Origin of the sequence: Streptomyces sp. NPDC017936 (assembly GCF_044328485.1) — a bacterium.
In the GTDB taxonomy this organism is placed as follows: domain Bacteria; phylum Actinomycetota; class Actinomycetes; order Streptomycetales; family Streptomycetaceae; genus Streptomyces.
Genome location: NZ_JBIRHK010000002.1, coordinates 126,551 through 150,319, shown reverse-complemented (window position 1 = coordinate 150,319; position 23,769 = coordinate 126,551). Strand labels below are relative to the sequence as shown.

Below are 23,769 nucleotides of genomic sequence, written 5' to 3'. Positions count from 1 at the left end.
GGGTCAGGGGACGGTGCGGGGTCAGGGGACGGTGCGGGAGACGACGTACACCATGGGGTAGAGCGGGTTGCCGGTGTTCACCACGACGTCCAGCGTCGGCTGCGGGTCCTTCTGCGCGTGGACGAAGCCGAAGTAGTCGCCGGAGCGGGCGCCGGGCCCGGAGAACGTCCAGCCGGTGACGTCCCGGTCGCGCTCGCCGATGGTGATGTCGCCCTTCGCCAGGGCGGACCGGCCGAGGCCGAGCTCGGCGAGGAAGGAGTCCAGGCCGGCGTGCGTGGTCTGGAACTGCACGTAGAGGCGGCTGGTCTTCCAGTTGTTCGTCTCGTAGTACGCGACCTGGTTCGACGGGTGCGGGACCGGCACCTGGTACAGGCGGCGCTGGACCATGGACGGCCAGCCCTCGGTGAGGCCGGTCGCCGAGTACTTCGCCTCCTTGTCCTTGCCGCTGTCCCGGCTCTGGTTGGCGGAGATCACCAGGTAGCCGGCCGGTACGCCGATGAGCAGCACGATGATCAGCAGGGTGAGGGCCCTGCGGCGGATCACGTGCGACCGGGTCTCCCGCAGACGCGACGGCCGGGCCGGGGACGCGTCCTGGTGCGGCAGCGCGGCCGTCATGCGGTGTCCCGGGCCCGGCGGGCGGCCTCCGTGAACCGCTCGTAGCGCTCGTAGCGCTCCACCCGGCGGCGCTTGGCGCGCCGGAAGCGGCGGGCGACCAGGCGGGCCAGGTCGGCGGCGCCGACCATGCCGGCCTCGGGACCGAGCTGGGCGCGCACGATCCGGGCCTCGGGGCGGTAGCCGCGGCCGGTGAGGTGGCGCTTGAACGCGTCCCGCGCGGGTCCGATCAGCAGGTCGTCGGCGGCCGACACGCCGCCGCCGATGACGAAGCACGACGGGTCGAGGGCGGCGGCCAGGTTGGCGATGCCGACGCCGAGCCACTGGCCGATGTCCTGCAGCAGCTCGATGCACATCGCGTCGCCCTCGCGGGCCAGCTCCGTGATCATCGGGCCGGTGATGTCGCCGATCTGCCCCTTGACGTGCTCGATGATCCCGTACGCCACCGGCGAGTCGGCGGCGGCCAGCTCCTTGGCCTCCCTGACCAGGGCGTTGCCGGAGCTGTACTGCTCCCAGCAGCCGCGGTTGCCGCACGGGCAGCGGTGGCCGCCGGGCACGACCTGCATGTGCCCGAACTCACCGGCGACGCCGTACTTGCCGCGCTTGACCTGTCCGTCCTCGAGGATCGCGCCGCCGATGCCGGTGCCGAGGGTGATCATCACCAGGTGGTCCTCGCCGCGGCCCGCGCCGAAGCGCCACTCCGCCCAGGCCGCGGTGTTCGCGTCGTTGTCGACGAGGACGGGGACCGACAGACGGCCGGAGAGGCGGTCCCGCAGCGGTTCGTTGCGCCACGACAGGTGCGGGGCGAACAGGACGCGGTTGCGGTCGGCGTCGACCCAGCCGGCCGCGCCGATGCCGACGGCGTGCACGTCGTGCCGGTCGGACAGGTCCAGGACCAGCTCGGCGATCGTGTCCTCCACGACCTTCGGGCTCTTGGACTTGTCCGGGGTCTCCGTGCGGACCTTCTCCAGGATGTTGCCGTCGGCGTCGACGACGCCCGCCATCACCTTGGTGCCGCCGATGTCGATGCCGACGGTCGGCACACGGGGCGCGGTCAGGTGCGAGCGACGCTCGCGCGTTCCCACGGTGCGCAGGGCGGGGGCCCGGCGGGAGCCGATGGGGGCGGTGAAGTTGCCGTAGGTGCTCATCAGGCCCGATTCTGCCTCACCGGGATGGCGGGTGGGGTGCGGGGCGGCGACGGGCCGGGCGCGTGGTGCGCGCACGAGGACGCTCGCCGGCCGGTCGCGGCGCGCGGCGCGGACCCGGCCGGCACGGCCCGCGCCCTCAGCTCCGCTGCAGCTCGTGGCGCAGGTCGTCCAGGTCGTTCCCGCCCGCCATCTGGCGTGTCAGCTCGTCCAGCGTGATGTCGTCGCGCGCGTAGGAGCCCACCGTCGCGCCCCTCCGCAGCAGCACGAAGCTGTCCCCGACGAGGTACGCGTGGTGGGGGTTGTGGGTGATGAGCACGACACCGAGCCCCTCGTCACGTGCCGCCGCCACGTACTTCAGGACCACTCCCGACTGCTTCACGCCCAGCGCCGCCGTCGGCTCGTCCAGGATCAGGACCTTCGCGCCGAAGTACACCGCCCGTGCGATGGCCACGCACTGGCGTTCGCCGCCCGACAGGGTGCCGATGGGCTGGTCCACGTCCCGCAGGTCGATGCCCATGCGCAGCAGTTCGGCGTGGGTGGTGCGGCGCATGAGGTCGACGTCCATGCGCTTGAAGGGGCCCACGCCCTTCGTGGGCTCGGAGCCGAGGAAGAAGTTGCGCCAGACCGGCATCAGCGGGACGACGGCCAGGTCCTGGTGGACCGTGGCGATGCCCCGGTCCAGGGCCTGGCGCGGGGAGGAGAACGTCGTCTCCTCGCCGTCGAGGCGCAGGACGCCGCCGTCGTGCCGGTGCAGCCCGGCGACGATCTTGATGAGGGTCGACTTGCCGGCGCCGTTGTCGCCGAGGACGCAGGTGATCTCGCCCGGGTGGACCTCGAGGGAGACGCCTTCGAGGGCGCGGACGGTGCCGTAGTGCTTGCTGACGCCGGACAGCTCGACGAGCGCCGTGCGCGCGCGTGCCCCCGTCGCGCCGTCGCCGCCGTGCGCCGGCGTCCCGGTCGTGTCGTCGCCGCCGCGCACCGGTGTGCCGGTCATTTCGTGGCCTCCGCGCGCTTGCGGACCCAGGCGTTGAGCAGGGTCGCGAGGAGCAGCATCGCTCCGAGGAAGAAGGTGAACCAGTCGGGGTTCCACTCGGCGAAGACGATGCCCTTGCTCGTCATGCCGAAGAGGAGCGCGCCGACCGCCGAGCCGATCGCGCTGCCGTAGCCGCCGGTGATCAGGCAGCCGCCGATGACGGCGGCGATGATGTAGGTCAGCTCGTTGCCGACGCCCTCGCCGGACTGGACGACGTCGTAGCTGAACAGCAGGTGCTGGCCGGAGATCCAGGCGCCGAGGGCCACGCCCGTGTAGAGGCCGATCCTGGTCCTGTTCACGGGGACGCCGACGGCGCGGGCCGCGTCCCGGTTGCCGCCCACCGCGAAGATCCAGTTGCCGGCGCGGGTGCGCAGCAGGATCCAGGAGGCCACCGCGACCAGCGCGAACCACCACAGGATGGTGACCTTGACGTCGACGCCGCCGACGGTCAGCGTCGAGGCGAAGACGTCCCGCGCCGTGGGGAAGCCCTCCATGTCGGCGATGCTCTTCGTCGACACCGTGCCGTCGATCAGCTTGGTGAAGCCGAGGTTCATGCCGGTCAGCATGAGGAAGGTGCCCAGCGTGATGATGAAGCTGGGCAGCCGGGTGCGGGTGAGCACGAAGCCGTTGAAGGCGCCGATCGCGAGGGTGGCGAGGAGGGAGACCCCCACGCCGGCCCAGACGTTCGCCGTCATCTGGTAGCTGAACATCGACGAGATCAGCGCGGAGGACGTCACCATGACGCCGGCCGACAGGTCGAACTCCCCGCCGATCATCAGCAGCGCGACCGGGACGGCCATGATGCCGATCGTCGAGGACGCGTACAGGACCGTGCTGAGGCTGCTCACGCGCAGGAAGCTGTCGGCGGCGACGGCGAAGAAGGCGAAGACCGCGACCGCGCCGACGACCGAGCCCAGTTCGGGGCGGCCGAGCAGGGTGCGCAGCGGCGAGCTTTGCAGAAACGTTTTTTCTGTGCTCCCGCCGGCCGTTCCGGCGCTCATCGGGTGCCCCGCTCGGTGTACGCGGCGAGCTCGGCCGCCTGGTCCCCGGTGATGATCTGCGGGCCGGTCAGCACGGGCTTGCCGCCGCCGAGGACGTCCTTGTTGTACCGGTACAGCCACAGCAGGTCGACGGCCTGGTAGCCCTGGAGGTAGGGCTGCTGGTCGACGGCGAAGCCGAGGGTGCCGCCCTCCAGGCCGGCCGCCACCTTGGCGTTCAGGTCGAAGGTGTCGATCTCGGCCTTGCTGCCGGCGCCCTGCTTGGCCTTCACGGCGGTGTCGGCGTACGGGGCGCCGAGGGTGACGACGGAGTCGATCGACGGGTCGGCCTGGAGCTTGGCCTCGATCGCGGACTGGACGTCGGGCATGTTGGTGCCGTTGACGTAGAGGTCGTCGACCTCGCCCGCGAAGGCGGCGGCGACGCCCGCGCAGCGCTGCTCGTGGCCCACGTTGCCCTGCTCGTGCAGCACGCAGAGGGCCTTCTTCCGGCCGCGCTCGTTCAGCTCCTCGCCGACGGCCTCACCGGCGATCGTCTCGTCCTGGCCGATGTGGGTGAGCGCGCCGAAGGCCTCGGACTCGGCCGAGCCGGAGTTCACCGTGATCACCGGGATGCCGGCCCGCACGGCCCGCGCGACCGCGGCCTTCAGGGCGTCGGGCTTGGCGAGGGAGACGATGATGCCGTCGACCTTCTTGTCGACCGCCGCGTCGACGAGCTGGGCCTGCTGCTGGGCCTCGTCGTCGTGGGAGTAGAGGAAGTCGATGTTGTCCTTGAGGGCGGCCTGCTCGGCGCCGCTCTGGACGATGTCCCAGAAGGTGTCGCCGTCCCCCGAGTGGGTGATCATCGCGAACGTCCAGCGGGGGGTGTTCACCGCCGCCTTCCCCTGGGCCGCCGCGGCCTCGCGGGCGTCCTCGGCGCGTTTGCCGCCGGTGCTGCTGCACCCCGCGAGACAGACGCACACCACCCCCGCCAACGCGATCCCTGCCCAGGTCCGAAACCGTGCCACGAGGCCGTGCCCTTCTTGCCGTGTCCTGTCGTACGCGCGCGTCCGGTGACCGCTCACCGGACGCAAACGCCCCAGTATCGAACACGGGCCTCGGAGGTTCCGCGGCCGGGGACCGCCCGGCGGTCACCTTGTCCGGACATTCGGTCGCCCGGCCGGGGCACGGCGGCCACGGCGGGCCTCGCGCGCCCCGGGGCCGCCGCGGGCCTCACGCGCCGCGGCGATCAGGAGCGGATCAGGACCGCACGAGCAGCTGGAACTCGAAGGAGTAGCGGGTCGGGCGGTAGATGTGGTCGCCGAACTCGACCGCGCGGCCGGTGTCGTCGAAGGTCGTGCGCTGCATGGTGAGCAGCGGCGCGCCCTCGTCCTCGGCGAGCCGCTCGGCCTCGGCGGCGGTGGCGGCCCGGGCGCCGATGGACTGGCGGGCGCTGTGCAGGGTGATCCCGGCGGCCCGCATCAGCCGGTACAGGCCGGTGGCCTCCAGCTGCGCCGTGTCCAGGTCCAGCAGGCCGGGGGGCAGGTGGTTGCACAGGTACGCCATCGGCTCGCCGTGGGCGAGACGCAGCCGCTCCACGCGCTGCACCTCGCTGCCCTCGGCCACCCCGAGGGCGGCCGCGACCTCGGCGCCCGCGGGGACGACGGTGTTGACCAGGACCGTGGTCGCGGGGCGCTGGCCGGCCGCCTCCAGGTCGTCGTAGAGGCTGCTGAGCTCCAGGGGGCGCTTGACCTGGCTGTGCACGACCTGGGTGCCGACGCCCCGCCGGCGCACGAGCAGGCCCTTGTCGACGAGGGACTGGATCGCCTGGCGCACGGTCGGCCGGGACAGGCCCAGCCGGGCGGCGAGTTCGATCTCGTTGCCCAGCAGGCTGCCGGGGGTGAGCGATCCGTGTTCGATGGCGGCTTCGAGCTGCTGGGACAGCTGGAAGTACAGCGGCACCGGAGAGCTTCGGTCCACGCGGAGTTCGAGCTGCACGGTCGGATCCACTTCTGGTTTCGGCACGGGGCCGAGCGTAGCTCCGCGGCCGGTTGACGGGAAGTCGTGTAGTCCGGTTGTCCGGACATGGAGATTGACAGGGTGCGGGCTCCGACGCCACGGTGATTCCATGCGCATCGGCGTCATCGGGACGGGCCGCCTCGGCACCGTTCACGCGAACACCCTCAGCCGTCACCGCGAGGTCGGGTCCCTCATCCTGACGGACACGGACCCCGCCCGGGCCCAGGAACTGGCGCTCCGGCTGGGCGAGACGGCCGCTCCCGGGGTGGACGAGATCTTCCGGTGGGGCGTGGACGCCGTCGTGATCACCACCGCGACCTCCGCCCACGCCGAGCTGATCGGCCGGGCGGCGCGCTCCGGGCTCCCGGTGTTCTGCGAGAAGCCCGTCGCCCTGGACCTGGCGGGGACCTTGGCCGCGATCGCCGAGGTCGAGGCCGCCGGAACGATCCTGCAGATGGGGTTCCAGCGTCGCTTCGACACCGGCTACACCGGGGCGCGGGAGGCGGTGCGGTCCGGGCGGCTCGGCCGGCTGCACACCGTACGGGCGGTGACGTCCGACCGGTCGCCGCCGGCGGCCGCCTGGCTGCCGGTGTCCGGCGGGATCTTCCGGGACGCGCTGATCCACGACTTCGACGTGCTGCGCTGGGTGACCGGACGCGAGGTGGTGGACGTGTACGCCGCCGGGTCGGACGCCGGGCCCGCGATGTTCCGCGCGGCCGGGGACGCGGACACGGCGGCCGCGGTCCTCACCCTGGACGACGGCACCCTCGCCACGGCCACGGCGACCCGGCTGAACGGCGCGGGCTACGACGTCCGCATGGAGCTGGCCGGGGAGCTGGACCAGATCGTCGTGGGCCTGGACGACCGCACGCCGATCGCCTCCACCGAGCCCACCGGTCCCCCGGCCGCGGACAAGCCGTGGACCGGGTTCCTGGAGCGCTTCGGCCCGGCGTACGAGGCGGAGCTGAACGCGTTCGTGGAGGTCGTGCGGGCGGGCCGGCCCAGCCCCTGCGACGGCCGCGAGGCCCTCCAGGCCCTGCGCGTCGCGGAAGCCTGCGAGGTGTCCCGCCGGGAACGGCGGGCGGTGGCCCTGGCGGAGATACCGGGGGCCGGGGAGGCGCCCGGCGCGCCGGGAATGCCGGGCGGGCCGGGGACGACGGGCGGGCCGGGAAGGGTGAGCGCGGCCGGCGTACCGGGGACGCCGGGCGGGCCGGGGACGGCGGGCACGCCGGGGACGACAGGCACACCGGGAACGGCGGGCGTGTCAGGAACGGCGGGCGTGTCAGGAACGGCAGGCGGCCCGGGCACGACGCGTCCGGCGGGTACGGCGGGCGCACCGGACACGGCGGGGGCGGCGGGGACCGCGGGTGTGCCGCGGGCGCCTGACGCGGTCGGCGCCTCCGGGCCGCCGGATGCGGTGGCGCCCCGGGGCGTGCCCGGGGACGTGCCCGGGACGCCGTCCCCGGGCGCCCACGGGGTCCCGCGCCACGGGTGAACCCGTGCCCGCCCCGCCGCCCGGCCGCGGGGCGGGCGCTACCAGCGGACCGGCAGGCTGCGCAGCCCGCGCATCAGCATGCCCGGCAGCCACTCGCCGGGCGGTCCGTCCGGGGCGAGGGCGGGGGCGCGTTCCAGGAGGGAGCCCAGGGCGACGCGGGCCTCCAGCCGGGCCAGCGGCGCGCCCAGGCAGTAGTGGACGCCGTGGCCGAAGGCGAGGTGCCCGCGCGGGTCGCGGCGGACGTCGTAGCGGTCGGCGTCCCCGTAGCGGCGCGCGTCGCGGTCGGCGGAGGCGAGGCCGATCAGCACCGGATCGCCCTTCCCGATCGTCACGCCCGCGATCTCCAGGGGCTCGACGGCGAACCGGTACGTGGCGTTCTCCACCGGTCCCTCCCAGCGCAGCGTCTCCTCCACCACGCCGTCGAGGAGGTCCGGGTCGGCGCGCAGCGCCGCGAGCTGGTCCGGGTGCGTGAGCAGGGCGTGGACGGCGTTGGTGATGAGGTGGACCGTGGTCTCGTGGCCGGCGACGAGCAGCAGGAACGCCATGCCGCGCAGCTCCTCGGCGGACAGCCGGTCGCCGTCCTCGGCGGTGGTGCGGATGAGGTCGCCGAGCAGGTCGCCGCCCGGTCCGGAGCACCGCTTGTCCTCGATCAGTTCGGTCAGGTACGCGCCGAGCCGCACGAACGCCTCGTAACCGCTGTCCGCACCGGTCGGGGCGACCACCTCCGTCGACATCTCGCGGAACGCCGCGCGGTCGATCTCCGGGACGCCGAGCAGCTCGCAGATGACGGTGATGGGCAGCGGGTAGGCGAGGGACTCCACCAGGTCCGCGCGGCCGCGCGGCAGCATCGCGTCGAGCAGGTCGTCGGTGATCCGCCGCACCCGCGGGCGCAGCTCCTCCACCCGGCGCGCGGTGAACGCGCGCGTGACGAGGGCGCGCAGCCGCGTGTGCTGCGGCGGGTCGGTGACCAGCAGGTGCTTGCCGATCAGCTGTTCGTCCAGGAAGGCCGCGCCGATCCGTTCGCCGTCCTTGACCAGCCGTGGGTCGGCGAGCGCGGCGCGCGCCTCCTCGTACCCCACGACGAGCCAGGTCTCGTAGGCGCCGTCGGCTCCGGGCGGACGCACCCGGTGCACCGGGCCGCGCTCGCGCAGCCGCGCGTACACCGGGTGCGGGTCCCGCCGGAACCCGTCGCCGAACGCGCCCAGGTCGATCACGTCGGTCATGTCGCTTCCCGCATGTCGCTCCCCTTCCGGTCACCGGTTCCCCCGCGTCCCGTCACCGGTTCCCCCGCGTCCCGTCACCGGGTTCAACGCGCGAGCGGGCCCGCTGGTGCCCGTCCCCCGCGTCCTCGTCGAGCAGCCCCGCGTCGTAGGCCAGCAGCGCGATCTGCACCCGGTTGTTCAGGCCGAGCCTGGCGAGGACGCGGGAGACGTGGCTCTTGACGGTGGCGACGCTCATGAACAGGTCGGTGGCGATCTGCGCGTTGGACAGGCCCCGGCCCACGGCCACGGCGACCTCGCGTTCGCGCTCGCCCAGGGCGGCGATCCGGGCACGCGCGCGTGCCCGGCGGGTGTCGGCGGCGGAACCGGCCGCGTGGTCCATCAGCTGACGGGTGACGGCGGGCGACAGGACGGGGTCGCCGGCCGCGACCCGGCGGACCGCGTCGAGGATCTCGGCGGGCGGGGTGTCCTTCAGGACGAACCCGGCGGCGCCCGCGCGCAGCGCCCGCAGCACCTGCTCGTCGGCGTGGAAGGTGGTGAGGACCACCACCTGCGGGGCGTCCTCGCGGGCGCGCAGCCGCTCGGTGGCGGTCAGCCCGTCCACCGACGGCATCCGGATGTCCATCAGGACCACGTCCGGGCGGGTGCGGTCGACGAGCGCCTCGACCTCGCCGCCGTCCGCGGCCTCACCGACGATCTCGATGTCGTCGGCACCGCCCAGCATGAAGGACAGACCGGCCCGCACCAGCGGGTCGTCGTCGACGAGGAGGAGTCTGATCGCAGTCATGGCCTTACGAAACCACGGTCGCGGCACGTGAGTCGCCGCGCGCGGTCCGGCGTCCGTCCCCGAACGCCCTGCCGCGCCAGGGGCGTTCGGGGACGGGCGTCAGGCGGGCCAGGGCAGCAGGGCCCGGACCTCGAAGCCGCCGTCCTCCCGCGGCCCGTGCTCCAGGCGGCCGCCGGCGAGGGTCGCGCGTTCGGCGAGGCCGATCAGGCCCTGGCCGGAGCCGGGGACGGGCGGTACGTCGCCCCGCGGGGCGGGGTTGCGGACGGTCACGGTGAGTCCCTCGCCGGGGCCGCCGGCGACGGTGACCGCGGCCTGGACGCCGGGGGCGTGCTTGCGGACGTTGGTCAGGCACTCCTGCACGATCCGGTAGGCGGTGCGGCCGACGGAGGAGGGAACGGCCGCCGGGTCGGTGACGCGCCGGTCGAGGGTGACCTCCGTGCCGGCCTCGCGGGACTCGGCCACCAGCGCGTCGAGGGCGGCGAGCGTCGGCTGGGGGCGGCCCGGCTCGTCGGGTCCGCCGGCCCGCAGCACGCCGATGATCTCCCGCAGGTCCTGGAGGGCCTCGTGGGCGCTCTCGCGGATGACGCCGGCCGCCCGTGCGACCTCCTCGCGCGGCGCGTCCGGCCGGAACTCCAGGCCGCCCGCGTGCACGCTGAGCAGGGTCAGCCGGTGGGCGAGCACGTCGTGCATCTCGCGCGCGATCGCCTCGCGGGCCAGCCGCTGCGCCTGCTCGGCACGCAGCCGCGCCTCGGTCTCGGCGCGCCGGGCCCGGTCCCGCAGGCTGAGCAGGAGCTGCCGCTTGGAGCGGACGAACATGCCCCAGCCGACCGCCGCGACGGTCAGCAGCACGACGAAGCCGATCGCCCAGCCGTACGGCACATCGGGGTCGGGACGCAGCCGGAAGAAGACCGGCACCAGGGCCAGGGACGCCCCGGACACCCAGGCCACGTGCCGGAAGGGCCGGTGCACGGCGAGCGTGAACAGGGCGATGACGCCCGCGCCGCCCGCGGTGTTCGACAGGAAGCAGACCGGGACCGTCGCCACGGCGAGCCCGTACGGATGGCGGCGGCGCAGCCAGAGGGCGGCGCAGGCGAGCACGCCCAGCAGCTGGTCGGCGAGGCCGACGCCGGGCGGGAGGTCCTCCTCGGGCAGCGTGCCCGCGGCCAGCAGGCCGACGACGACGGCCAGCAGGAAGCAGGAGAAGTCGACCACCCAGTCGCGCGCGGTGCGCGGGGTCCGGCCGGAGCGTCCGGCGCCGGGGTCGAGTTCGGCCACCAGGGCCGACGGCAGCAGCCACCGCCGCCCCTCGAACACCCGCGGCCCGGCGCCCTGTTCGTCACCACTCACGGTCGGCAATCTACGCGGCGGGGTTCCGCGCCACCGCCGTGCGGGCGGCACGGTCGACCGAAGTCGCGGCCCTCGGGACTTTCGGCGCGGCCGGCCCCGCCGGACACGGACTTTCGTCGGGCCGGTACCGCCCCGCGGCCGATGCGCGCCGGGGGTCCGCGGGGCGAGGGTCGCGCCATGAAGCAGTTGTTGGAGTTCTTCGGGTTCATCGCCCTGGTGCAGGGCACGGGCGGCCTCGTGCACGAGCTCACCGGCAAGCTGGGCTGGGGCGTCACACAGCAGTGGGCGCTCCTGGACGGCTACGAGATCTACGTGAGCGTCGCGCTGATCGTCCTGGCGTTCGCCCTGTTCGCCGCCGCGGAGAGCCGGAGGCCCGGATGAGCGTGCACCGGGCCTCCGGCCGGTCGCACCGTTCCTCGGCGACCGCGGCCGGGTGGGGCCGGCTCGGCGGTCGCGGCCGATGAGGTCGGCTCAGCAGTCGTGGTCGACGAGGTCGAAGCTCGCGTAGTGGTCGGCGGTGTAGTAGTCCTCCTCGTACTGCCGGCCGGTGACGACACGGCGCGCGCCGCGCGTGGAGGAGCCCGGCGTCTTGACCGTGTACTCGTGGTAGTAGCCCGTCGACTGCCTCGGCAGGACGCCTTCCCGGTTCTGGAAGACCGCGCCGTCCTGCGCGTACGGGAAGGGGCCGCCCCGCTCGATCAGCTCCAGCGTGTCGTACGCCTGCGCGGGCAGGTCGCTGTAGCAGATCTCGCCGACCGCCGAGGCGGCGGCGGTCGCCGGTGCGGCGGAGACGGTGCCGCCGGCGAGCAGGGCGCAGAGCAGGGCGGCCGCGCCGCCGGCGCGGGTGATCCGTGGGGGGAATCTCATGGCCTCATGATGACGCGCGTAGACGTTGGCATGTCAATGACACCTCTGAGGATTTTCCCGTCAAGTCCTGTGAGTTTTCGGGAAGTTAACGTGCGGCTCGACTCCGTCCGGAAGGCCGCCGCGAGGCGGGCGCGGGAGTCCGGCCGGGGAGGTCGGCGTCCGTTCGCCGCCGGTGCTCCGGCGCGCCGGACGCTGGGATGGACCCATGACGACGACCTGCGGAACTCTGGACGGCAAGGTGGCCCTGGTGACCGGCGGCAGCCGCGGCATCGGGGCGGCGACGGCGGTGCGGCTCGCGCGGGAGGGCGCGGACGTGGCACTGACCTACGTGAACGACGAAGCGGCTGCCGAGGACGCCGTACGGGCCGTGGAGGCGCTGGGGCGGCGTGCCGTGGCGCTGCGCGCCGACGCGGCCGACGCCGGGGAGGCGGCGGGTGCGGTGGCGTCGGCGGCGGAGGCCCTGGGCCGGCTCGACGTGCTGGTGAACAACGCGGGGATCGGGGTGCTGGGGCCGCTGGAGGGCCTCGGCCTCTTGGACGTCGACCGGGTGCTGGCCGTGAACGTGCGCGCGGTGTTCCTGGCCTCGCAGGCGGCCGCCGGGCGGATGACGGACGGCGGCCGCATCATCACCGTCGGCACCTGCATGACCCAGCGGGTGCCCGGGCCGGGCGGGACGCTGTACACGATGAGCAAGTCGGCCCTGGTGGGGCTGACCAAGGCGCTGGCCAGGGAGCTCGGGCCGCGCGGGATCACGGCGAACATCGTCCATCCCGGGCCGATCGACACGGACCTGAACCCGGCGGACGGGCCGTTCGCGGCCGGGCAGGCGGCGATGACGGCGCTGGGCCGCTTCGGCCGGGCGGAGGAGGTGGCGGAGACGGTCGCGCACCTGGCGGGCGCGGCGTACGTCACCGGCGCGGAGTTCGCGGTGGACGGGGGGCACGCGGCGTGACGCCGTGCGGGCGGCCTCGCCCCCGCCGCCCACGGCCGCCCCGTCCCCGGACCCCGGGCATTCGCCCACCCCCGACTCGGCGGGAAGAAGGGCGAGCGGATGCAGCCCGCCCTGGGGCGCCCCCTGCGGGGAGTTCGAGGACGAGGCCCGTGCAGGGCCGGGGCGGCGGTCCCCGGGGACGGCGGGGGTCCCCCCGCTCGCACGAAGCCGAGAGCGGGAGGGCGACGGCGCGGGGACGGAACGCCCCGGGTTTTCAGCCGCCCAGTTCCTGGTGCCGCGCCGCCAGGCGCCTCGCGCCCTCCTCCGTCAGCGAGCCGAACAGGCGCAGCCGGGAGATGCCGCCGTCCGGGAAGACGTCCACGCGCGCGTGCGTGCCGACGGCCGGCTCGGGCAGGACGAAGCGGTGGACGGTGTCGGGCTGGAGGCGGGTGCGCGGGAGGATCTCGTGCCACGCGCCGGTGCCGCTGTCGTCGGCGTCCCGCACCGACACCGACGCCCACCCGGCGCTGTTGCCCTTCAGGTACGCCGTGTCGATCTCCAGGGCGCGGATCCGGGCCTGCGCGGCCAGGCGGTAGCGGATCCAGTCGTGGCCCCGGTCACGGCGGCGCCGGGTCTCCCAGCCGTCGTCCATCCGGCGGGAGCGGCCCGGCTGGATGGTGTTGCCGGCCGGCGAGTAGAAGAGGTCGGAGGCGTCCTCGACCCGGCCGCCGTTCTCCAGGGCGACCACGTCGAAGGTGCCGAGGACGCCGAGCCAGGCGGGGTCGGGGACGACCTCGCCGTACACCCGCAGGCGGGCGATGCCGCCGTCGGGGTGCTGGTTGACGCGCAGGTGGGTGAAGCGCTGCTCCACCGCCACCGGGAAGCCGTTCGCCGCGTGGCCGCCGACCGGCGTGCGGGGGACGAGCGTGGTCCACTTCACGTCGTCCCCCAGCAGCTGCTCCGGGGAGGGGAAGCCCTCGGCCGCCGTGCCCTCGACCGACACGGCCTGCGGGTGGTTGCCGCGGAAGTGGGCCGTGTCGACGACGATGCCCCGGATCACGCCGGGCGCGCCGAGCCGGACCAGCGCCCAGTCGTGGTCGTCGTCGGCCGGCCAGGGGTGGTCGGCGCAGACGCCGCGGCGGCGGCGCGTCTCCCAGCCGTCCATGATCTTGCCCTTGTGCCCGAAGCGCTCGGGGTCGAACACGGCGGGCCCGGGCAGCAGCAGGTTCTCGCGCTGGGCGAAGAACTCGTCGTTGGCGGCGACGACGGCGGCGCCGAGCCGCCGGTCGGCGAGGTCGGTGTGCCGGGTGAAGGGGAAGTCGGCGGTGCGGTAGTCCGCGTAGGGGTCGCCGCCGCCGTAGGGGTTCGCGTCGCCGGTGAAGCCGGGTGTCGCCGTCACGGTGATCAGGTCTGCCTTTCGGGAGTCGGCCCCTGCGGGGGCGGGGCGGGCGGTCAGCGGGCGCGGGTGAGCAGCCGGCCCTTCGGGGCGGTGAACTCGCCGTCGGAGAGGATGCGCTCGCCGCGCAGCCAGGTCGACCTCACGACGCCGTGCAGGGTCCTGCCGGCGTACGCCGTGACCCGGTTGCGGTGCTGGAGGGCCGCCGGGTCGACGGTGAAGGTCTCCTCGGGAGCCAGCACGGCGAAGTCGGCGTCGCGGCCGGCCTCGATGGCGCCCTTGCGGTCGAGGCCCACGAGGGCCGCCGTGCGCGTGGACATCCAGCGGACCACGTCCTCCAGGCCGTGGCCGCGCCCCCGCGCCTCGGTCCACACGGCCGGCAGGCTCAGCTGGAGGCCCGAGATGCCGCCCCAGGCCGTGGCGAAGTCACCCGTCTTGAGGTCGGCCGTGGACGGGGAGTGGTCGGTGACCACGCAGTCGATGGTGCCGTCCGCCAGCGCCCGCCACAGCAGGTCCTGGTTGGCGGCCTCGCGGATGGGCGGACAGCACTTGAACTCGCTGGCTCCGTCCGGGACTTCCTCGGCGGTGAGGGTGAGGTAGTGCGGGCACGTCTCGACCGTGATCCGCACACCCCGCGCCTTCGCGGCGGCGATCAGCGGCAGGGCGTCGGAGGAGGACAGGTGCAGGACGTGCACGCGCGCGTGGAGACGTCCCGCCCGGGCGACGAGGTGCGCGACGGCGGTGTCCTCGGCGTCGCGGGGGCGGCTGGCGAGGAAGTCGGCGTACCGGGGGCCGCCCCGCTGCGGGGCCGCGCCGAGGCGGTGCGGGTCCTCGGCGTGCACGACGAGCAGACCGTCGAAGCCGGCGATCTCCTCCAGGGACCGGGCCAGCCGGTCCTGGTCGAGGTGCGGGAACTCGTCCACGCCCGAGGGCGAGAGGAAGGCCTTGAAGCCGAAGACCCCGGCGTCGTGCAGCGGGCGCAGGTCCTCGACGTTGTCGGGCAGGGCGCCGCCCCAGAAGCCGACGTCGACGTGCGCCTTGCCGGCGGCCGCCTCCCGCTTGGTGCGGAGGTGGTCGACCGTGGTGGTCGGCGGGAGGGAGTTGAGCGGCATGTCGACGAGGGTGGTGATGCCGCCGGCCGCCGCCGCGCGGGTGGCGGTCCAGAAGCCCTCCCACTCCGTGCGGCCGGGGTCGTTGACGTGCACATGGGTGTCGACCAGGCCGGGCAGCAGGGCGTCGTCGCCGAGGTCCTCCAGGCGGGCGCCCGCCGGCACCTCGGCGTCGTGCGGCAGTACGGCCGTGATCGTCCCGGCGGACACCGCGACCGAGGCGGCGCGCGTCCCCGCGGGGGTGATGACGCGTGTCGAGCGCAGCACCAGTTCAGCGTCGGGCACCCGGACCCCTCTCTGCCGCCGTCGCGCTTCCGGGCCGCCGGGATTTACTCCCGCGTGACTTCCGCGTAACGGAATTCAACTTTCTGTTGAAGGAGTCTTCACCTCCGTCCGCGCCGCCGTCAAGGGCTCCTTCCTCCGCGCCGCGCCCCTCGTCGCCGACCCTGGCGTTTTCACACAGCGGAATTATCCTTTCGACAGACAGAACGTGGTGACGCACAAGCCAGGGGGGGCGGATCGACCGCCGGGTAGGCTTCAGCCCTTCCCGCCAGTTTCGAAAGGAACGCGCCGTGCCGAGGTCCAGCGCCAGCACCACCGACACCGCCAGGCCCGCCGGCGGAGGGGTCCAGAGCCTCGAGCGCGCCTTCGATCTGCTCGAGCGGATGGCGGACGCGGGCGGCGAGGTCGGGCTGAGCGAGCTGTCCGCGAGCAGCGGGCTCCCGCTGCCCACCATCCACCGCCTGATGCGCACCCTGGTGACCTGCGGTTACGTCCGCCAGCAGCCCAACCGCCGGTACGCGCTCGGCCCGCGCCTGATCCGCCTCGGCGAGTCGGCCTCCCGGCTGCTGGGCACCTGGGCCCGCCCCTACCTGGCCCGCCTGGTCGAGGAGACCGGCGAGACGGCGAACATGGCGCTGCTGGACGGCGACGAGATCGTGTACGTGGCGCAGGTGCCCTCCAAGCACTCGATGCGCATGTTCACCGAGGTCGGCCGGCGCGTCCTGCCGCACTCCACGGGTGTGGGCAAGGCCCTGCTCGCCGGCTTCCCGGACGACGAGGTGCGCGCCCTGCTGCACCGCACGGGCATGCCCGCCGCGACCGACAGGACCATCACCACGCCGGACGGCTTCCTCGCCGCGCTCCAGGACGTGCGCGGCCAGGGCTACGCGGTCGACGACAACGAACAGGAGATCGGCGTCCGCTGCCTCGCGGTCCCGGTCCCCGGCTCGCCCACCCCGGCGGCCGTCTCCATCTCCGGACCGGCCGGCCGGGTCACGGAGGCGGCCACGGCGACGATCGTGCCGGTGCTGCGGGAGGTGGCGGCGGAACTGTCGCAGGCCCTGTCGAACCCGGGCGGCACCCCGGCCTGAGCGGCGCCCCGGCGGGGCCGCCCGGGCGGGCCCGCCTCACCCCCGGGGCGGCTCCCCGAACAGTTCCACCGCGTTGCGCACGTCCGACAGCCCCCGCGCCAGCGCGCTCACCGAGCCGATCGCGCCCGCGACCAGCAGCAGGGAGCGGCGCAGCCGCGGGGCCTCGGGGACGCCGTGGTCCGCCATCGCGGCGAGGGCGGCGAGTTCGTCCTCGGCGACGACCCGGTCCGGGAAGTCCGCGGGATGCGCGGCGAGTTCGCGGCGCAGCCGGGACACCGCGGTGCGCAGTTCCGCCGCCCTCGGATCCTCGTCGCTGCCGGTCACCGGCCTCTGTCCCAAGCTCCGCAACACAGCTCTCCCCCCTGTGGCACGTCCTGGTGCGCGAGCGCCTCGTGCTCCCGCCCGCACCTCCGTGGCGCTGGTCGGGCGCCGCGGGACGCGGGTCAGTAAACCGCCGCCGGCGCCCGGCGCGCCACCGCGGGGACCGAAATTCAGCCCCCGGGAACCGCGTGTCCGACGCCGCGTCAGGTATGCAGGACCCATGACGCACAGGCAGGACGAGGTGGCCGGGCTGCTGCTCGCGGCGGGCGGGGGACGGCGGCTCGGCGGGCGCCCGAAGGCGCTGCTGACGCACCGGGGGCGGCCGCTCGTGGAACACGCGGTGCGGGTGCTGCGCACGGCGGGGTGCACGCGCGTGCACGTGGTCCTGGGGGCCGCCGCCGACGCCGTACGGCAGCGGGCGCGGCTGGAGGACTGCGTGCTGGTCGTCAACCCGGAGTGGGAGCAGGGCATGGGTTCCTCGCTGCGGGCCGGGCTGGAATCGCTCGCCGGGACGGGGGCGCGGGCCGCGCTGGTCTCGCTGGTCGACCAGCCCGGCATCGGGCCGGAGGCGGCGGCGCGGGTGCTCGGCGCGTACGAGGACGAGTCGTCGCTGGTGTCCGCGGCCTACGCCGGGGTGCGCGGGCATCCCGTCCTGTTCGGCGCCGCGCACTGGGCCGGCATCGCGGCGACCGCGACCGGCGACCGGGGGGCACGCGCCTACCTGAGGGCGCACGAGGAGGCGGTCGGGCTCGTCGAGTGCGCGGACGTGGCCGAGCCCTACGACATCGACACGGCCGCGGATCTGACCCGCCTCGAGTGAACGGAGGAGGGAACGGGACGGCGCGCGGAACCACCGCGGCACGCCCGGAGACCCCGGCATCAACAAACCATTGAACTTCCACGATGAGGAAACTACTATCCAAAAAACAGAATCATCCGGCCGCGTCCGGCCCTCCACGGCCCTCCCCCGCCCCACCCGGGTCTCCCGGCGCCCGGGGCCACGCTCGCTGAAGGAAGTGACCGCTCATGTCCGCACCGGCGCCGTCCCCGCTGGCCATCGTCGACGCCGAGCCCCTGCCCCGGCAGGAGGAGGTCCTCACCGACGCGGCCCTCGCCTTCGTGGCCGAGCTGCACCGCCGGTTCACCCCGCGCCGTGACGAGCTCCTCGCCCGCCGCGCGCGGCGCCGCGCCGAGATCGCCCGCACCGCGGCCCTGGACTTCCTCCCGGAGACCGCCGCGATCCGCGCCGACGACTCCTGGAGGGTGGCCCCCGCCCCCGCCGCCCTGAACGACCGCCGTGTCGAGATCACCGGCCCCACCGACCGCAGGATGACCGTCAACGCCCTCAACTCGGGCGCCCGGGTCTGGCTCGCGGACTTCGAGGACGCCTCCGCGCCCACCTGGGAGAACGTCGTCACCGGCCAGGTCAACCTGATCGACGCGTACACCCGGAACATCGACTTCACCGACCCGGCGTCCGGCAAGTCGTACGCCCTGCGGCCGAACGGGGAACTGGCGACCGTCGTCATGCGGCCGCGCGGCTGGCACCTCGACGAGCGGCACCTGGTGGACGCCGACGGCACCCCGGTCCCGGGCGCCTTCGTCGACTTCGGCCTGTACTTCTTCCACAACGCCCGGCGCCTGCTCGACCTCGGCAAGGGGCCGTACTTCTACCTCCCCAAGACCGAGTCGCACCTCGAAGCCCGCCTGTGGAACGACGTGTTCGTCTTCGCCCAGGACCACGTCGGCATCCCCCGGGGCACCGTCCGCGCCACCGTGCTCATCGAGACGATCACCGCCGCGTACGAGATGGAGGAGATCCTCTACGAACTGCGCGACCACGCCTCGGGGCTGAACGCCGGCCGCTGGGACTACCTGTTCTCCATCGTCAAGAACTTCCGCGACGGCGGCGCGAGGTTCGTCCTGCCGGACCGCAACGCGGTCACCATGACCGCCCCGTTCATGCGGGCATACACCGAACTCCTCGTCCGCACCTGCCACAAGCGCGGCGCGCACGCCATCGGCGGCATGGCGGCCTTCATCCCGTCCCGCCGCGACCCCGAGGTCAACAAGGTCGCCTTCGAGAAGGTCCGCGCCGACAAGGACCGCGAGGCCGCCGACGGCTTCGACGGCTCGTGGGTCGCCCACCCCGACCTCGTCCCGATCGCCATGGAGTCCTTCGACAGGGTGCTCGGCGACAAGCCGCACCAGAAGGACCGGCTGCGCGAGGACGTCCGCGTCGAGGCGGCCGACCTGATCGCCGTCGACTCCCTCGACGCGAAGCCGACCTACGCGGGCCTGGTCAACGCCGTCCAGGTGGGCATCCGCTACATCGAGGCCTGGCTGCGCGGGCTCGGCGCGGTCGCCATCTTCCACCTGATGGAGGACGCGGCCACCGCCGAGATCTCGCGCTCGCAGATCTGGCAGTGGATCAACGCGGGCGTCGAGTTCGAGAACGGCGAGAAGGCCACGCCGGAGCTCGCCCGCAGGATCGCCGCCGAGGAACTGCGCGCCGTCGAGGCCGAACTCGGCGCGGAGGCCTTCGCGGCCGGACACTGGCGGCAGGCCCACGACCTGCTGCTCCAGGTCTCCCTGGACGAGGACTACGCGGACTTCCTCACCCTGCCGGCGTACGAGCGGCTCGAAGGCTGACGCTCACCCGGACGCGTCCGAGTGGCCCAGGGACCTCCCCGGGGCCACCCGGTCGCGTACGAGCCGCTTGACGGCCGTCGGCTCCGGGAAGCCCTGCTCGCGGCGGTCCCACACGACCTCGTCGTTCACCCGCACCACGAACACCCCGCCCCTGCCGGGCCGCAGCGCCAGCTCCGTCAGCTCGGCCTCGAAGGTCGTCAGCAGTTCCTGGGCCAGCCAGGCCGCCCGGGGCAGCCAGCGGCACTGCGTGCAGTACTCGATCTCGACCCGCTGTGCGTCCGTCATCCCAGGTGCACCGCCCCATCCTGTTCCGCCGCCGGCTTGCCGTGCAGGTCGGGGACCCACTTCAGCCACTCCGGACGGCCCTGCCGGGTACGTGCCGCCCGGAGGGCCTCCTCGGCGGCGAGTTCCTCCCGCGAGGGGAAGTCGGTGGGGAGCCAGGCCGCGGAGGCCGCCACGCGCGCGTGGAGGTAGTCCACGTACGCCGTCCGGATGTCGTCCGGCGCGGCGAAACCCTCCTCGCCGAACAGCCAGGCGTCCGGGACCCGGGCCACGACGTCCCGCAGCAGCTCCCGCGTCACCCTCGGCGCCAGCTCCGCGTCGGCCGCCCGCACGTCCGGCGTCGAGTGGCCGAGGGCGTGGTGGCGGAAGTCGTAGGCCTTGGCGGGATCGGAGGCGTCCCAGCGGTGGTGGAAGACGAGGGCGGCGCCGTGGTCGATGAGCCACAGGCGCGGCGGGACCGTGCCCAGCGTGGGCCAGATCATGAGGTTGGAGCTGTGGACCGTGCGGTCGACGTTCACCGTCAGGGCGTCGAGCCAGACGATCCTGCCCGCCTCCAGCGGATCCACCCGGAACGTCTCCGCCGCCTCGGGGGTGAAGTCGCGGGCGCCCGGCAGGTAGTCCATGCCGAGGTTGAGGCCCGCGCTGGCGCCGTGCAGCTCCCGCACCTCCAGGTGGGGCTCGTCGTCGGCGATCGCGGGGTCGAAGTGCACCAGGACCAGTTCGGGGAAGCGCAGCCCCAGCGCCCGCGCCAGCTCGCCCACGATCACCTCGGCGACCAGCGCCTTGTGGCCCTGCGCGGAGCCGGTGAACTTCACGACGTACGTGCCCAGGTCGTCCGCCTCGACGACGCCGGGGACGGAGCCGCCGGAGCGGAGGGGCTTGAGATAGCGGGTGGCAGTGACCTCTCTCAGCATCTCCCAAGGCTCCGCAACTTGATCGCCTCAGATTCCACGGTCGACTCCCCTGTGGTGCGATCCGGGGAAAGCCCCCGGTCAGCCTTGGGGGGAATCCGGGGAGTTGCGACCGGCATCCACGTCTCCCTGTCTCCCCGGCGCTCCGTCGACGACGGTGCGGCCCCTGCCCCCGGCCTCCGGCCTCCGGTACGAAGTGAGCATAGTAACCGAGCGTGACATCCGGGGACGAGCGCCCGAGCCGTCGCACCGACGTCGCCCCGGCCGGCCGACGGCCGCCGGACGCACCTCGCACGAGCAACCGTACGGCACCTCAGGCACCAGTCCTATCGAGATCGCCGAAATCGGCACATTCCCGCCACCTGGACCCCTCGGAGCCGGCCGTCCCGCAGGACCCGAGCACCGCGGCGGCCTCTTCCGCGACGGGACGCGCGTCCGGCGCCGCCACCAGCCAGGTGGTCATCCTCAGCGGCAGGTCGGCCAGTGGTCCCCACCGCCACCCCGGCAGCCGGTCGGCGGCCGCGTGCGCGACGACCAGCACCGCGTCGCAGCCGGTCGCGTGGGCGTGCGCGAGGACGTGCTCGGTGAACTGCGCGAAGCGCCAGTGCGGCCGGACCCCGGCGGTCCGCGCGGCGGCGACGAGCCCGTGCTGCTCGGCGGGGAGCCGGTCCTGGGCGTGCAGCAGGGTGCGCACCCCGTCGAGGTCCGCCAGCTCGAACTCGTCCCGCCCGGCGAGCGGGTGCCCGGGCCGTACGGCGATCCCGAGCGGGTCGCGGCGCAGCTCCCACGCGCGGAGGGGGTCGGGCGGCGGCCGGTGCACGAGACCGAGGTCGATCCGGCCCCCGCCGAGCAGCCGGAGCTGGTCGGCGCTGGTGGCCTCGACGTACTCCAGGGCCACGTGCGGCAGCCGGGCGCGGACCGTGTCGACGAGGGCGATCAGCCAGATCCCGTCCGTCCCGGGCGGGACCCCGAGGGTGACCGGCTGCCGTACGGCGCCCGCCCCGGCCACCGTCTCACGGGTCGCGTCGGCCATCGCGAGCAGTTGGTGGGCGTGCGGCAGCAGGGCCTGTCCGGCAGGGGTGAGCCGTACTCCGCGCGAGGTCCGCTGCAGCAGCCGCTGCCCCAGGTCGCGTTCGAGCTGGAGGATCTGCCGGCTGAGCGACGGCTGGGAGACGAGCAACCGCCGCGCGGCCCGGTTCACCGACCCTTCCTCGGCGACCGCCACGAAGTACCGCAGGTGACGCAGTTCCATCCACTCCCCCGAGCACCTCCGGCCATGCCCGGTGAGCATAACGGCTCTGCCGGAGGGGACTTGGACGGCAGGTGGGGCGCCGGTCTGTAATGGGTCGGTCGGCCGGACCCGCCCGCCCCCGGCGGCCTCTTCCCCTCCCGCGGTGCGCACCCCGTCCGTCCCACCCCCTTCCCCCGAGGCGGGAGTTGTCGCGATGCCCTGTGCCGATCTGCCTGCCGGGCGGATGTTCCACGTCGACCTGCCCGCCCCGCCCGGCGCACGACCCGCCGGGGCGCTCGGGCTGCCCACGCTCCTGGTGCACGGGCTGTGGGACAACGCCGAGACCTGGGTCCATCAGCTCCCCCGGCTGCGCGGTCGCTGCCGGACCGTCGCCGTGGACCTGCGCGGGCACGGCCGGACGGGCCCTCCGGCCGGGGACTGGTCCACCGAGCGGCACGCCGACGACCTGGCGGGGCTGCTGGAGCGGCTGGACACCGGGCCGGTGGTCGTGGTCGGGCACTCGATGGGCGCGTCGGTGGCCTCGGTGCTGGCCGCCCGCCGCCCCGACCTGGTGCGCGCGCTGGTGGCCCTCGACCCGGACTACGCGGGCGCCGACGACAGCCGGGACCGGCTGCGGGCGCTCGCCGACGCGCTCGACGGACCGGACGCGGAGGCCACCGCGCTGCGGATCGTCACCGGGCTGGCCCGGGGCCCGAACACCCCGGCCCACCTGGTGGAACGTCAGCGGCTCGCCGCACTGTGGGCGACCCCGGAGACCCGGGCGCACGTCTTCCGGGGACACGTCCTGCACCCGGCGGGCGTCCGCTTCCTGCCCGAGGCCGAGGCGGTCCTGCGACGGCGCCCCCAGCCGGTGCTGGCGCTGCACCGGGACCCGGACCGGATGCGCGCCGACGAGCGCTGCTTCACGCACCCGGACTGCAAGGCGATCGCCGTCACCGGCGCCGGGCACTTCCTCCACGGGGAGCTGCCCGACCGTGTGAACGCCGAGATCGACCGATGGCTGGCGACGCTGTGACGACGTCCACCGGTGACCGGCTCGCCGGCGCCTCCCACGTCCTGTCCGGGGCGACCCGCCCGGCGGTCGCGCGGTGACCTCGCCGTGCTCCACGGGCTCGGGGTGAGCGCGGGAGCCGTCAGCCCGATCGTGTCGGGGGTGCTGCCGGACGCGAGCGGCGGCGCCGAGCGCGGCCCGTCGTAAAACAGTTTGACAGCCAATTGTTTGACATCAGACGAATGTGCCCCTACGGTCACGCCTATGACCTTGGACCTGACCCCCGATCAACTGCTGTCCACGACGCGCGCGGTGCGCAAGCGCCTGGACCTCACCCGTCCCGTCCCCCGTGAACTGATCGAGGAGTGCGTGGACCTGGCCACGCAGGCGCCCACCGGGCGCAACCGACAGCGCTGGCACTTCCTCGTCGTCACCGAGGAACAGCAGCGCCTGGTGGTCGCCGACATCTTCCGGCGCGCCCTGAACACCGGCGGCGGCCAGCCGGTCAACGCCCGCGACCTGCGCCGGATGAACCACCACCCGGGGTCCATGGAGCGCATCTACGAGGGCCTCCAGCACCTGTACGCGAACGTGCACCGGGTGCCCGCGTTCGTCATCCCGGCGGTGGAGGGCCGTACCGAGAACGCCTCCGTCCTGGACCAGTCGATGACCTGGGGGTCGATCCTGCCGGCCGTGTGGAGCTTCATGCTCGCGGCGCGCGCCCGGGGTCTCGGCACGGTCTGGACGACCGCCCAGGGCCCGCTGGAACGGGAGCTGGCGAAGGCGCTCGACGTGCCGTACGACGAGGTCATGCTCGCCGCGTTCGTCCCGCTGGCCTTCACGATCGGCACCGACTTCAAGCCGGCTCCGCGCGTCCCGCGCGAGGAGGTGCTGCACTGGGACCGCTGGTAGCGGCGGCGCCCCCGGCGGGGGTCCGGGGCCGGGGAGCTGCGGTCGAGGGCCGGTCCGGCTTCGGGTGAGACGGGTTTCACCGGATCGGTCCTGCGGCCCCGGAGCGGTTTCCCGCTTCCGCCTTCCGGCCGGTTTCC

23 protein-coding genes and 1 pseudogene are annotated in these 23,769 nt (G+C 74.2%); 8 read left to right on the top strand and 16 right to left on the bottom strand.

What is annotated here, in order from left to right:
* Positions 1-21: 21 nt before the first annotated feature.
* From ACH4F6_RS04270 to ACH4F6_RS04245, 6 genes are all read right to left on the bottom strand, one after another.
* A complete protein-coding gene (locus tag ACH4F6_RS04270) occupies positions 22-615 on the bottom strand; it encodes a sugar kinase (RefSeq protein WP_397958347.1) in 594 nt (197 codons plus the stop codon).
* Positions 612-1,760 carry an ROK family glucokinase gene (locus ACH4F6_RS04265; RefSeq protein WP_397958346.1) on the bottom strand — a complete coding sequence of 383 codons (1,149 nt, stop codon included), beginning with the start codon at positions 1,758-1,760 and terminating at the stop codon, positions 612-614. The genes ACH4F6_RS04270 and ACH4F6_RS04265 overlap by 4 nt, the downstream gene beginning before the upstream one ends.
* 136 nt (positions 1,761-1,896) lie before the next feature.
* On the bottom strand, positions 1,897-2,754 hold the full coding sequence (locus ACH4F6_RS04260) for an ATP-binding cassette domain-containing protein (protein ID WP_397958345.1): 858 nt from the start codon (positions 2,752-2,754) through the stop codon (positions 1,897-1,899).
* Positions 2,751-3,794, bottom strand: a complete 1,044-nt coding sequence (locus tag ACH4F6_RS04255; RefSeq protein ID WP_397958344.1) for an ABC transporter permease — start codon at positions 3,792-3,794, stop codon at positions 2,751-2,753. The genes ACH4F6_RS04260 and ACH4F6_RS04255 overlap by 4 nt, the downstream gene beginning before the upstream one ends.
* On the bottom strand, positions 3,791-4,795 hold the full coding sequence (locus tag ACH4F6_RS04250; RefSeq protein ID WP_397958343.1) for a sugar ABC transporter substrate-binding protein: 1,005 nt from the start codon (positions 4,793-4,795) through the stop codon (positions 3,791-3,793). The genes ACH4F6_RS04255 and ACH4F6_RS04250 overlap by 4 nt, the downstream gene beginning before the upstream one ends.
* A 232-nt stretch (positions 4,796-5,027) precedes the next feature.
* A complete protein-coding gene (locus ACH4F6_RS04245; protein WP_397958776.1) occupies positions 5,028-5,765 on the bottom strand; it encodes a GntR family transcriptional regulator in 738 nt (245 codons plus the stop codon).
* A gap of 130 nt (positions 5,766-5,895) precedes the next feature.
* Between ACH4F6_RS04245 and ACH4F6_RS04240 the strand changes: the two are divergent.
* Positions 5,896-6,906: pseudogene (locus ACH4F6_RS04240) on the top strand (Gfo/Idh/MocA family oxidoreductase); the annotation flags it as partial.
* A 413-nt stretch (positions 6,907-7,319) separates the two neighbouring features.
* Here the strand turns inward: ACH4F6_RS04240 and ACH4F6_RS04235 are convergent.
* The 3 genes from ACH4F6_RS04235 to ACH4F6_RS04225 form a co-directional block, all read right to left on the bottom strand.
* Entirely contained in the window at positions 7,320-8,504 is a 1,185-nt protein-coding gene (locus ACH4F6_RS04235) for a cytochrome P450 (RefSeq protein ID WP_397958342.1), read from the bottom strand.
* Between the two features lie 52 nt (positions 8,505-8,556).
* Positions 8,557-9,288 (bottom strand): response regulator, encoded by a 732-nt coding sequence (locus ACH4F6_RS04230; RefSeq protein WP_397958341.1) that lies wholly within the window; start codon positions 9,286-9,288, stop codon positions 8,557-8,559.
* 99 nt (positions 9,289-9,387) lie between these two features.
* The gene (locus ACH4F6_RS04225) at positions 9,388-10,635 is read right to left on the bottom strand and encodes a histidine kinase (protein WP_397958340.1); all 1,248 of its coding nucleotides are present in this window, start codon (positions 10,633-10,635) and stop codon (positions 9,388-9,390) included.
* A 177-nt stretch (positions 10,636-10,812) separates the two neighbouring features.
* Between ACH4F6_RS04225 and ACH4F6_RS04220 the strand changes: the two genes are divergently transcribed.
* On the top strand, positions 10,813-11,016 hold the full coding sequence (locus tag ACH4F6_RS04220) for a hypothetical protein (RefSeq protein ID WP_397958339.1): 204 nt from the start codon (positions 10,813-10,815) through the stop codon (positions 11,014-11,016).
* Positions 11,017-11,106: 90 nt separating this feature from the next.
* Here ACH4F6_RS04220 and ACH4F6_RS04215 read toward each other — a convergent pair whose 3' ends face one another.
* Positions 11,107-11,502: a ribonuclease domain-containing protein gene (locus ACH4F6_RS04215; RefSeq protein WP_397958338.1), complete on the bottom strand. Its 396-nt coding sequence runs from the start codon at positions 11,500-11,502 to the stop codon at positions 11,107-11,109.
* 205 nt (positions 11,503-11,707) lie between these two features.
* Between ACH4F6_RS04215 and ACH4F6_RS04210 the strand changes: the two genes are divergently transcribed.
* Positions 11,708-12,454, top strand: a complete 747-nt coding sequence (locus ACH4F6_RS04210; protein ID WP_397958337.1) for an SDR family oxidoreductase — start codon at positions 11,708-11,710, stop codon at positions 12,452-12,454.
* A 253-nt stretch (positions 12,455-12,707) separates the two neighbouring features.
* Here ACH4F6_RS04210 and alc read toward each other — a convergent pair whose 3' ends face one another.
* A complete protein-coding gene (alc, locus tag ACH4F6_RS04205) occupies positions 12,708-13,832 on the bottom strand; it encodes an allantoicase (RefSeq protein WP_397958336.1) in 1,125 nt (374 codons plus the stop codon).
* Between the two features lie 53 nt (positions 13,833-13,885).
* Positions 13,886-15,223, bottom strand: coding sequence for an allantoinase AllB (gene allB, locus ACH4F6_RS04200; protein WP_397958335.1), 1,338 nt, complete (start codon positions 15,221-15,223; stop codon positions 13,886-13,888).
* A gap of 287 nt (positions 15,224-15,510) precedes the next feature.
* On the opposite strand from allB, the gene ACH4F6_RS04195 reads away from it, so the two are divergent.
* Positions 15,511-16,311 carry an IclR family transcriptional regulator gene (locus tag ACH4F6_RS04195; RefSeq protein WP_397958334.1) on the top strand — a complete coding sequence of 267 codons (801 nt, stop codon included), beginning with the start codon at positions 15,511-15,513 and terminating at the stop codon, positions 16,309-16,311.
* Between the two features lie 36 nt (positions 16,312-16,347).
* Here ACH4F6_RS04195 and ACH4F6_RS04190 read toward each other — a convergent pair whose 3' ends face one another.
* Positions 16,348-16,635, bottom strand: coding sequence for a DUF5955 family protein (locus ACH4F6_RS04190; protein ID WP_397958333.1), 288 nt, complete (start codon positions 16,633-16,635; stop codon positions 16,348-16,350).
* Between the two features lie 217 nt (positions 16,636-16,852).
* Between ACH4F6_RS04190 and ACH4F6_RS04185 the strand changes: the two genes are divergently transcribed.
* Positions 16,853-17,452, top strand: coding sequence for an NTP transferase domain-containing protein (locus tag ACH4F6_RS04185; RefSeq protein ID WP_397958332.1), 600 nt, complete (start codon positions 16,853-16,855; stop codon positions 17,450-17,452).
* Positions 17,453-17,658: 206 nt separating this feature from the next.
* Entirely contained in the window at positions 17,659-19,284 is a 1,626-nt protein-coding gene (aceB, locus tag ACH4F6_RS04180) for a malate synthase A (protein ID WP_397958331.1), read from the top strand.
* A gap of 3 nt (positions 19,285-19,287) precedes the next feature.
* Here aceB and ACH4F6_RS04175 read toward each other — a convergent pair whose 3' ends face one another.
* The 3 genes from ACH4F6_RS04175 to ACH4F6_RS04165 form a co-directional block, all read right to left on the bottom strand.
* Positions 19,288-19,569, bottom strand: a complete 282-nt coding sequence (locus ACH4F6_RS04175; RefSeq protein WP_397958330.1) for a SelT/SelW/SelH family protein — start codon at positions 19,567-19,569, stop codon at positions 19,288-19,290.
* A complete protein-coding gene (locus tag ACH4F6_RS04170; protein ID WP_397958329.1) occupies positions 19,566-20,480 on the bottom strand; it encodes a HipA family kinase in 915 nt (304 codons plus the stop codon). The genes ACH4F6_RS04175 and ACH4F6_RS04170 overlap by 4 nt, the downstream gene beginning before the upstream one ends.
* A 310-nt stretch (positions 20,481-20,790) precedes the next feature.
* Positions 20,791-21,729, bottom strand: coding sequence for a LysR family transcriptional regulator (locus tag ACH4F6_RS04165; RefSeq protein WP_397958328.1), 939 nt, complete (start codon positions 21,727-21,729; stop codon positions 20,791-20,793).
* 193 nt (positions 21,730-21,922) lie between these two features.
* Between ACH4F6_RS04165 and ACH4F6_RS04160 the strand changes: the two genes are divergently transcribed.
* Together ACH4F6_RS04160 and ACH4F6_RS04155 are read left to right on the top strand one after the other, a co-directional pair.
* Positions 21,923-22,744, top strand: a complete 822-nt coding sequence (locus ACH4F6_RS04160; protein WP_397958327.1) for an alpha/beta fold hydrolase — start codon at positions 21,923-21,925, stop codon at positions 22,742-22,744.
* Between the two features lie 240 nt (positions 22,745-22,984).
* Positions 22,985-23,632 (top strand): nitroreductase family protein, encoded by a 648-nt coding sequence (locus ACH4F6_RS04155; protein WP_397958326.1) that lies wholly within the window; start codon positions 22,985-22,987, stop codon positions 23,630-23,632.
* Positions 23,633-23,769: the final 137 nt, after the last annotated feature.